At 63.7% G+C, this 9,042-nt stretch carries 8 protein-coding genes; 7 read left to right on the forward strand and 1 reads right to left on the reverse strand.

Annotated features, from left to right (window positions below; genetic code table 11):
- The 7 genes from B4E36_RS10640 to B4E36_RS10670 form a co-directional block, all read left to right on the forward strand.
- A partial coding sequence (locus B4E36_RS10640; RefSeq protein WP_345900328.1) for a GMC family oxidoreductase occupies positions 1-1,338 on the forward strand: 1,338 nt, incomplete at its 5' end.
- Positions 1,339-1,412: 74 nt separating this feature from the next.
- Positions 1,413-2,357: a TAXI family TRAP transporter solute-binding subunit gene (locus B4E36_RS10645; protein WP_292056435.1), complete on the forward strand. Its 945-nt coding sequence runs from the start codon at positions 1,413-1,415 to the stop codon at positions 2,355-2,357.
- Between the two features lie 27 nt (positions 2,358-2,384).
- A complete protein-coding gene (locus B4E36_RS10650; protein WP_292056432.1) occupies positions 2,385-4,316 on the forward strand; it encodes a TRAP transporter permease in 1,932 nt (643 codons plus the stop codon).
- A gap of 25 nt (positions 4,317-4,341) precedes the next feature.
- Positions 4,342-5,262, forward strand: a complete 921-nt coding sequence (gene fhmpcd1, locus B4E36_RS10655) for a 5-formyl-3-hydroxy-2-methylpyridine 4-carboxylate 5-dehydrogenase (RefSeq protein ID WP_292056430.1) — start codon at positions 4,342-4,344, stop codon at positions 5,260-5,262.
- The gene (locus tag B4E36_RS10660) at positions 5,259-5,792 is read left to right on the forward strand and encodes a TRAP transporter small permease (RefSeq protein WP_292056427.1); all 534 of its coding nucleotides are present in this window, start codon (positions 5,259-5,261) and stop codon (positions 5,790-5,792) included. The genes fhmpcd1 and B4E36_RS10660 overlap by 4 nt, the downstream gene beginning before the upstream one ends.
- On the forward strand, positions 5,789-7,054 hold the full coding sequence (locus tag B4E36_RS10665) for a TRAP transporter large permease (RefSeq protein ID WP_292056424.1): 1,266 nt from the start codon (positions 5,789-5,791) through the stop codon (positions 7,052-7,054). The genes B4E36_RS10660 and B4E36_RS10665 overlap by 4 nt, the downstream gene beginning before the upstream one ends.
- Before the next feature lie 14 nt (positions 7,055-7,068).
- Positions 7,069-8,076, forward strand: coding sequence for a TRAP transporter substrate-binding protein (locus tag B4E36_RS10670; protein WP_292056421.1), 1,008 nt, complete (start codon positions 7,069-7,071; stop codon positions 8,074-8,076).
- Positions 8,077-8,316: 240 nt separating this feature from the next.
- Here the strand turns inward: B4E36_RS10670 and B4E36_RS10675 are convergent.
- On the reverse strand, positions 8,317-9,042 hold a 726-nt coding region (locus tag B4E36_RS10675; RefSeq protein ID WP_345900329.1), incomplete at its 5' end, for an ABC transporter substrate-binding protein.

Consider the following 9,042-nt stretch of genomic DNA (forward strand, 5'->3'; position numbering starts at 1 on the left):
ACCAATGCCATGGCCTATGTCCGCGGCAATCGCGGCGATTACGATCGCTGGGCGGCTTCGGGACTTTCGGAATGGTCCTATGAAAAGACCCTGCCCTATTTCAAGAAAACGGAAAGCTGGGAAGGCGGCGAAACGGCGTTTCGCGGCGGCTCCGGCCCGCTCTCGACCCAGCGCTGCCGCTACGAAGACCCGCTGACGGATGCCGTGGCCGAAGCCAGCCGCGCGGCGGGTTATCCCCAGATCGAGGATTACAACGGCGAGACCCAGGAGGGGTTCAGCCGTCTGCAGATGACGATCGACAAGGGCCGGCGCGCCTCCACCGCCAACGCCTATCTGCGGCCGGCGATGAAGCGGAAGAACCTCATCGTTCTGACCCAGGCCATGGCGAAACACATCACTTTCGACGGCAGCCGCGCCACCGGTCTCGTCTTCGACCACAAGGGCAGCGAGCGCCGCGTCATCGCAAAGCGCGAGGTGCTGCTTTCAGGCGGCGTCATCAACACGCCGCAACTGATGATGCTTTCGGGCCTCGGGGCGGGCGACGAATTGCAGGCGCAGGGTATCGAGACCAGGGTCAACCTTCCCGCCGTCGGCAAGAACCTGCAGGACCATGTCTCGGTGCTGATCATGCACCATCGCAAGACGCCCGGCCCCTTCCTGCACAAAATGCGTGCCGACAGGATCGCGATCGACTTCGCCAGGACCTATCTGACCGGCAAGGGCTTTTCCGGCGACGTGCCCGGCGGGGTCGTGGCCTTTCTCAAGAGCGATGAAAGCCGGCCGCTCCCCGACATCCAGCTTCTCTTCACCGCGGCCCCGCTGGCGGCTTGGCCGTGGCTCAAGCCGTTCAAGCAGCCGTTTCGCGATGGCTTTGCCACCCGCATCGTCGCGGTGCAGCCCGAAAGCCGGGGCGAGGTCAAGATCGCCTCTGCCGACCCCTTCGCGGCACCGCTCATTCACCAGAACTTCCTTGCCGCCGAGAACGACTGGAAGTCGCTGCGCGCCGGCTTCCGCGTCGGACGCACGCTCGCAGCCCAACCGGCGATGGCCGACTATATCGAAACCGAGTTCTTCCCCGGCGCCAAATGCCAGAGCGACGAGGAGATCGACGAACATATCCGCAAGACCTCGATCACCGTGCATCACCCGGCAGGCACCTGCCGCATGGGCGCGGACGAGGCCTCCGTCGTCGATCCCGAACTCAAGGTTCGCGGCGTCACCGGACTGCGCGTCGTCGACGCCTCGGTGATGCCCGACCTTCCCTGCGGCAACATCAACGCCGCCGTCATCATGATCGCCGAAAAGGCGGCAGACCTCATCAAGGCCAGCCAGACATGATCCACTAGAACCAACGACCAAGGGACAAGAAGCGAAAACGCCGGTCCGGTCGCAAAACACAGAGGTGAACAAAAATGAAATTCAAAACTTTCGCAGCCGGCGTGCTGCTTGCGGCATGCTCTTTCGGTTCCGCCGCCCTCGCCCAGGACCTGCGCTTCGGCTCCGGACAGCAGGGCTCCCAGAACTATGGCGTGAACGCCGCGCTCGCCCAGGCGATCGGTACGAATACCGATATGAACGTGACCGTCCAGTCCTTTGGCGGCGCGACCGCTTTCGTTCCCCTCATCAATGCCGGGGAGCTCGATATCGCGGCGCTTGTCACGCCTGACGCAGGCGATGCCATTCGCGGAAATGGGCCCTTCAAGGGTATGGCGCAGGATAATATCGCGCTGGTCGCCGCGCTGCTTCCAAGTCCGGTCGGACTGATGGTCCGTGCCGATTCCGGGATCGAAACAATTGCCGATCTCAAGGGCAAGCGCATGGCCTGGGGCGTTCCCGCGCAGGCGAGCCTTCTGCCCTATTTCGAAGGCGCGCTCGCCAATGGCGGCCTGACGCCCGACGATGTCACCACCGTTCCCGTCTCCAGCGTGCGCACGGGCGTCGAGGCGCTGGTCAACGGCGATGTCGACGCCACGCTTTTCGCGCTCCGTGCGGGCGCGGTGGTCGAGGCGGATTCGGCGCTCGGCGGCATAGCCTGGCTGCCCTTCGACGACAGCCCCGAAGCGGTCGAACGCATGAATGCCGTCGCACCGGAAGCCTACATCTACGATGTCGCGGCCGATGCCGGCGTCGTCGGCGCGCCGGAAGCGTTCAAGACGATGGCCTACGACTATGTCCTCGTCGCCCGCAAGGACCTCGATCCGGCTGTGGTCTCCGAGATCGCGGAGATGATCAACACTGATCCCGCCGCACTCGCCGCCTCCAATCCGATCCTTGGCGCCATGTCGCAGGAGAGCGTGTCGCGGGTCTATACGAAATTGCCCTATCACGAGGGCGCGCAGCTATCGGACACGGAATGATCGGGCTCCAGTCGCAGGGCTGACATCATGACCACCCGACACGATACATCCACAGAGCCTGTCTCCAGAGCCCCGACGACAAATGTCGGGGCGAAAGCGGCCGGCTTCCTGCTGGTCGCGATCTCGCTGGCGTGGATTCTCAACCTGCCCATGCTGGTCAAGGTCCCGCTCTATAACGAGCAACCTCTGGCCTGCGCCGTGGGGCTGTCGCTCGCCGTGACAGCCTTCCTGCTGGGCGACCGGGCGCGCGGCGCGCTCCGCCTTGCGGCCTATCTGGCCGGCTGCGTGCTGCTGGCAATCATGCTCACCATCGCCTGGCGCTACCCGCAACTGACGATCCTCGCGGTGATGCGCCCGTTGTGGCTGACGCTGAGCGCCTATGCCGTGATTGCCGGGCTTGGTTTCCTCGTCTGGCGCTATGTCGGCTTGCCCGTCGTCCTGATTGTTGCCCTGTTTTCCCTGCTCGCCCTGTTCGGCGGCCCGTTCGGCATTCCCGAAACGCCGGTCGATCGCTGGGCGATCTACATGCTCACCGATCCGAACGCGCTTCTGGGAACGCCGGTGCGCGTCGCCGTCGAAATCGTCATTCCCTTTGTCCTTTTCGGCGAACTTCTACGTCATTCCGGCGGCAGCGACTTCCTGACCCGCATCAGCTTCGCGATCTTCGGCCGGTATCGCGGCGGCAGCGCCAAGGCCGCCGTCGGCACCTCAGCCCTTTTCGGCACGATCACCGGCAACGCCGTGTCCAATGTCGTCTCCACCGGCATCATGACAATCCCGCTGATGAAGCGGGCCGGCCTCAGCGCCTCCACCGCCTCCGCCGTCGAGGCCGCGGCCTCCACCGGCGGTCAGCTCCTGCCGCCGGTCATGGGCGCTGCGGCCTTCGTCATGGCCGACTATATCCAGGTACCCTACCACGACGTGATCATCGCAGCCGCGCTTCCCGCAGCGCTTTATTTCGGCGCGATCTTCCTCCAAGTCGATCGGCTGGCCGCCCGCTCCGATGTACGCGAGATCGACAAGGGCGAGCGCATGACCGTGCGTGCGGCGTTCCGCGAAGGCGGGCATTTCGCGCTGCCGTTCATCGTCATGTTCTTCGTTCTTTTCAACCTCCAGACCCGGCCTCAGATGGCCGCCATCGCAGCCATCATCGCGCTGGTTCTGGTGAGCATTGTCCGCCCCTATCGCGGTGTGCGCCTCAGCCCCCGCGTACTGCTGCGCGTGCTGGTCGATACCGGGATGTCGGTCGCCCCGCTGCTGCTCATCACCGCGGCTGCGGGCCTGATCATCGGCCTGATCAGCCTCACGGGTCTTGGCTTCTCCATTGCCGGCCAGGCGATTGCGCTCAGCGGCGGGCACAAGATCGTGCTTCTCATCCTCGTCGCGCTGATCGCCATCCTGTTCGGCATGGGCATGCCCACGGTCGCCGTCTATGTCGTGCTCGCGACAATCCTGGCGCCGGCCCTTCAGGATACCGGCCTCGAACCGATGCAGGCCCATCTTTTCATCCTCTATTTCGGCATGATGTCGATGCTGACGCCGCCGGTGGCGCTGGCCTCGATCACCGCCGCCAGGATCGGCGGGGCCAATATGTGGCGCACCAGTTTCGAAGCGCTGAAGCTTGCCTGGGTCGCCTATCTCGTGCCGTTCCTGTTCGCCTTTTCCCCGGAACTTCTGCTCGGCGGCACATGGCATGGCGCAACGCTTGCGGCGATTACCGCTTTCGGCGGCATCGCCGCCGTGTCGATGGGCGCTGCCGGCTATGCCCGCAGCGAACTCTCGGCACCGATGCGGGCCGTCTACATCATCGCCGGCCTGTGCCTGATGCTGCCGCCGGCGCTCGGCCACGCCGTCGCCATTGTCAACATCATCGCAGCCGTTCTGCTGATCGTCCTGCTTGCGACGTCTCCCGCGCGCGGGGCCGCTTCCAGACAACAGGACCGGTCGATCCGGCCCTGACCACTCAACCAGGAAAGAGAAAACCATGAAGAAAATTGCAATCATCGGGTTGGGAACCATGGGGCCGGGCATGGCGGCGCGGCTGGCGCGCGGCGGCCTTGACGTCACCGCATACGATATCGCGCCGGCAGCACTGGAACGCGCCTCGGCCATGATCGCGACGGCCAATGCCGTGCTCGATACGCTCGGCATTGCAGCCACGGGCGACAACCCGGTTAAGCTGACGAGCGACCTCGCCGAAGCGGTCGCCGGAGCTGATCTGGTGATCGAGAACGTTCCGGAGAAGTCCGAAATCAAGGCCGGCGTCTATCGCCAGATTGATGCCCTGATCGGCCCTGACGTGATCGTCGCTTCCGACACGTCGGGCATTCCGATCACCAGCCTTCAGGAGCACATCTCCAATCCCGCCCGCATGGTCGGCATGCACTGGTCGAACCCGCCGCACATCATTCCGATGATCGAGGTGATTGCCGGCGCGCAGACCGCGCCGGAGACTAGCGAAGCGATCAAGACGCTGATCCGCTCGCTCGGCCTGCTGCCCGTCACCGTCAAGAAGGATGTGCCGGGCTTCGTCGAAAACCGCGTGCTTTACGCGCTTCTGCGCGAAGTGATCGACCTTGTCGAGCAGGGCGTGGTCGACCCGGAGGATATCGACACCTGCGTATCATGGGGGATAGGCTACAAGCTTGCGGTAATCGGCCCGATGGCGCTTCTGGATATGGCCGGGCTCGACATCTACAACTCCGTGTCGAGCTTCCTCAACGCCGACCTCGCCGACCGCAAGGACGTGCCGGAGTTGGTCAAGGAGAAGATTGCGGCCGGCACGCTGGGCCTGAAATCGGGCAGCGGCATCTATGATTATATGCCCGAAAAGATCGCCGAACTGCAGAAGAGCCGCGCCCAGAAACTGGTTGCGATCCGCCGTATCCTGGAGGAGCGCGCATGAGTGAGGAAGGCAACGCCGCCGAAAAACCGAATGGCGCGGGCAATTTCGTCACCCGCGCGCTCCACACCGGCCTCGGCATAGTGCTGCTCGTCGTGGTCGCCATCAATGTGCTCAACGCCGGCAGCCGCTATCTTTTCGGCATTTCCCCCGTCGGCGCCGATGAGCTGATGATCTATCTGATCATCTGGATCACGATGATTGCGGCGGTCCTGTCATTCTTCGCCCGCAGCCATATCAGCGTGGATCTGGTGCCGCTCTATACCCCCGGGCGCGCCCGCTATTTCTGGTATATCCTCCACGATCTCATCGCCATCTTCGCCTGCGCCTTCGCAACCCATGCGTCCTGGCTTTTCATCGTCAAGATCAACCGGATCGGCGTAAGCAGCATGGGGCTTGGCATCCCGATGACGATACCGCATGCGGCCCTTCTCTTCGGTTTCGCGGGGCTGACCGTGGCGGGCGCCGTCAAACTCGCCTTCGACATCATGGCCCTGTTACGCAAGGGTAAGGCTACGGAGATCCGCCCATGATCTTCGCCTATATCGTCCTGCCCATTCTGCTGGTCGCCATCGGCACGCCGATCTTCCTCGTCTTCCTGACGGTGGTCGCCGTCGCCATGCTGTTCTTCCTGAACATACCCCCCGTGGCGCTGCAGCAGGTGATGTTCGGCGGGCTGGACAATTTCGCCCTCCTGGCAATCCCGTTCTTCGTCTTCGCGGGACAGCTCATGAGCTCCAGCGGCATCGCCAACAGGCTGATTGCCTGGGCCATGGCCATGGTGGGACGGGTTCCGGGCAGTCTCGGGGTCTCCACCGTGGCGGCGTCCACGGCGCTCGGCGCGATCTCCGGGTCGTCGGTCGCCGCCGTCGCCGCGCTCGGCCAGACGCTCTATCCGAAGCTGATTGCGGCGGGCTACGGCCAGCGCCGCGCGGGCGGCCTGCTGGCCTCGTCCGGCGCGATCGACATCGTCATCCCGCCCAGCATCGCCATGATCCTCTATGGCATGGCCGCCGAGCAATCCATTCCCCGGCTGTTCATCGCCGGGATCCTGCCGGCGATCCTCATGGCGGCGCTTCTTTCGCTGTTCGTGGTCGTGGATTCGATGCGCCGGGGCATTCCTTCAGATCACGCCTTCTCCTTCAAGGCCGCCGCCAAGGCCACCAAGGATGCCTTCTGGGCGATCCTGATGCCGGTTTTCGTGCTCGGGGGCATCTATCTCGGCGTATTTTCCCCTTCCGAGGCGGGCGGCTTTGCCTGTTTCTATGCGATCGTGATCGGGCTCTTCGTCTACCGCAGCATGACGCTGCGCGACATCGTCAGCGCGGCCGGCAGCGCGGCAATGCTTTCCGGCCAGATCCTGATCCTGGTCGCCGCGGCAAGCGTCATCACCTGGATCGTGACGACGCAGGGCGTCCCGCAGGCGATCATCGCCTGGATCAACGCGATGGAGCTTTCCGCCTTTGCCTTCCTCTTGGCGATCAACCTGCTGCTTCTGGCCATCGGCGCCTTCCTCGATCCGACCTCCGCGATCCTCGTCTTCGCGCCGCTCCTGGCGCCGATCGCGATGTCGCTCGGCATCGACCCGATCCATTTCGGCATCATCATGACCGTCAATCTTGCGATCGGCATGTTCACGCCGCCCTTCGGGCTGAACATCTTCGTGGCGCAGCAGGTGACCGGCCTGCCCGCGCACACGCTCTACCGGGGCGTTGCCCCCTTCGTGGTGGTCCTCGTCATCGCGCTCATCGTGATCACCTATGTTCCCGCTCTATCCCTGACCCTCGCCCACTGAAAAGGACGCTTTCCATGATCTCCAATCTTTTGAAAACGGCAGCCTTCGCCACCGCTCTGACGGTGAGCACCTTCCTCACCGCCCAGGCGCAAACCACGATGAAGCTTGCGACCGCGACCATCAACGACGTGCAGCATGAATGGATCAAGGTCTTTGCCGACGAGCTCGCCGAGCGCGCGCCCGGCGCGGTGACGACCGAGATTTACCCGGCCTCCCAGCTCGGCGCGATCCCGCGCATGTCGGAAGGCGTGCTTCTGGGCACGATCGAGGCCTTCACCACGCCGACATCCTTCATGTCCAACGTCGATCCGCGCTTCCAGGCCTTCGACGTGCCGGGCCTGTTCACCTCGCCGGAGGATGTGCATGCGGCGCTTCACGACCCGGAATACCGCGATCACCTCGAAACCATGTTCCTGGACAAGGGGCTGCGGGTGATCGGCGCGATCTACAATTCGCCAACCGTGCTGTTCACCATGGAAGATGCCAAGACGCTGGAAGACGTCAAGGGCCTCAAGATCCGCACCTTCGCCTCGCCGCTCCAGATCAAGCCGATGGAACAGCTCGGCGCGATCCCGCTGCCGCTGGCGCTGTCCGAGGTGATCCCGCAGCTCCAGTCCGGCGGTCTCGACGGCATGCTGGTCGGCGTGCCGATCCTCACCGCGTTCAAATATTACGACGTCGGCAAATATATCCTCGACCTGCACTTCGCCGAAGTGGTCTCCGTCACCGTGGTGAACGAGGACTGGTTCCAGATGCAGAGCGAAGACACCAAGGCCGCCATCATCGAAGCCGGTCGCATCGCCGAAGAAGCCGTCTACCCCTGGGGAGTCGAAAACGTCGACCGCTCCTACGCCACCTGGACCGAGAATGGCGGCGTGATCACCCAGCTCCCCCCGGAAGAACAGGCACAGATGGAAGAAGGCTTTGCCACGCTTGCGTCCGAACTGCTGGAAGGCCAGCCGGAAGTGAAGGCCGAATATGAGCGGCTCCACGCCCTGGTCGAGGCATCCAAGGCCCAGTAAAACGCCTGCCTCAAGGAACCGACCGTTCCCGCGCCCCGGGCACGCAAGCCGTGCTCGGGGCTCTTCGTTTCGGGTTTGCACGATCAGGCGTTGCTTTCAACAGCCCTGCGATCGGCAGCCGAGCGGGAGGGGTTCATAGAAAAATGGCCGGGGGTTTTCACCGCCCGGCCATTACGACACAGATCATAGTGCCTTTTCAGTTTTTGAGAGGCAGACCGAGCGCCCGCCTTGCAGCGTTCCTCAATTGGCCGGCGTCCAGACCAGGTCTTCGAGATCCGTTTCCGCGCCCAGCATGCCTTCGGCGGAGGCGGCGTCGACCCAGAACTGCATCTCGTTCGGATCGACATTGGTATCCCAGACGCCAAGCTGCATGGCCTGCACGACCGCCGCCGGTATCTTGGTATTGGCGGCAATCGTGTCACGCGCGATCTGCGGATCGCTGTTGAAATCGTCGATCGCCTTGTCGATCGCCTCCACAAAGGCCACGGTGAGTTCTTCGTTTTCCTCGATCCACGGTGTCATCGCCACCACGCCCGACAGCACCGCAGGCGACTTAACCTCGGTGAAGAAATGTCCGAGAACCGTGGCGCCGTCCGCTTCGGCAAGCGTCACGAAGGGCTCGACGGCGCCGACAACCGTCACCGAACCGGAGCGGGCGGAGGCGATCATTTCGGGAAAGGGAATTTCCTGGAACTGGACGGTGTCGAGATCGACGCCCGCATCGCGCAGCCACGCCCGCATCATGGTCCAGTCGGTGTTGTAGCTGAGATTGGTCGCCACCGATTTGCCCGCAAGATCGGCGGGTCCCTTGATCTCGGGATCGAAGGTCAGCGCCGCGTGGACCGGACTTTCTTCGGTCTGGGCGAAATTGAACGACACATAGGTCGCCGGGATGCCGGCATTGCGGGCGTTGAGCACGCCGAGCGCATCCGAAATGCCGAATTGCAGGCTGCCGGATTGCAGCGC

Origin of the sequence: Martelella sp. UBA3392 (assembly GCF_002358775.1) — a bacterium.
GTDB lineage: Bacteria > Pseudomonadota > Alphaproteobacteria > Rhizobiales > Rhizobiaceae > Martelella > Martelella mediterranea.

What these genes read in the sequence shown, in the direction of transcription:
- fhmpcd1 (WP_292056430.1), top strand. Translation starts at nt 4,342, where the DNA reads ATGAAGAAAATTGCAATCATCGGGTTGGGAACCATGGGGCCGGGCATG.
- B4E36_RS10660 (WP_292056427.1), top strand. Translation starts at nt 5,259, where the DNA reads ATGAGTGAGGAAGGCAACGCCGCCGAAAAACCGAATGGCGCGGGCAAT.
- B4E36_RS10670 (WP_292056421.1), top strand. Translation starts at nt 7,069, where the DNA reads ATGATCTCCAATCTTTTGAAAACGGCAGCCTTCGCCACCGCTCTGACG.
- B4E36_RS10645 (WP_292056435.1), top strand. Translation starts at nt 1,413, where the DNA reads ATGAAATTCAAAACTTTCGCAGCCGGCGTGCTGCTTGCGGCATGCTCT.
- B4E36_RS10650 (WP_292056432.1), top strand. Translation starts at nt 2,385, where the DNA reads ATGACCACCCGACACGATACATCCACAGAGCCTGTCTCCAGAGCCCCG.
- B4E36_RS10665 (WP_292056424.1), top strand. Translation starts at nt 5,789, where the DNA reads ATGATCTTCGCCTATATCGTCCTGCCCATTCTGCTGGTCGCCATCGGC.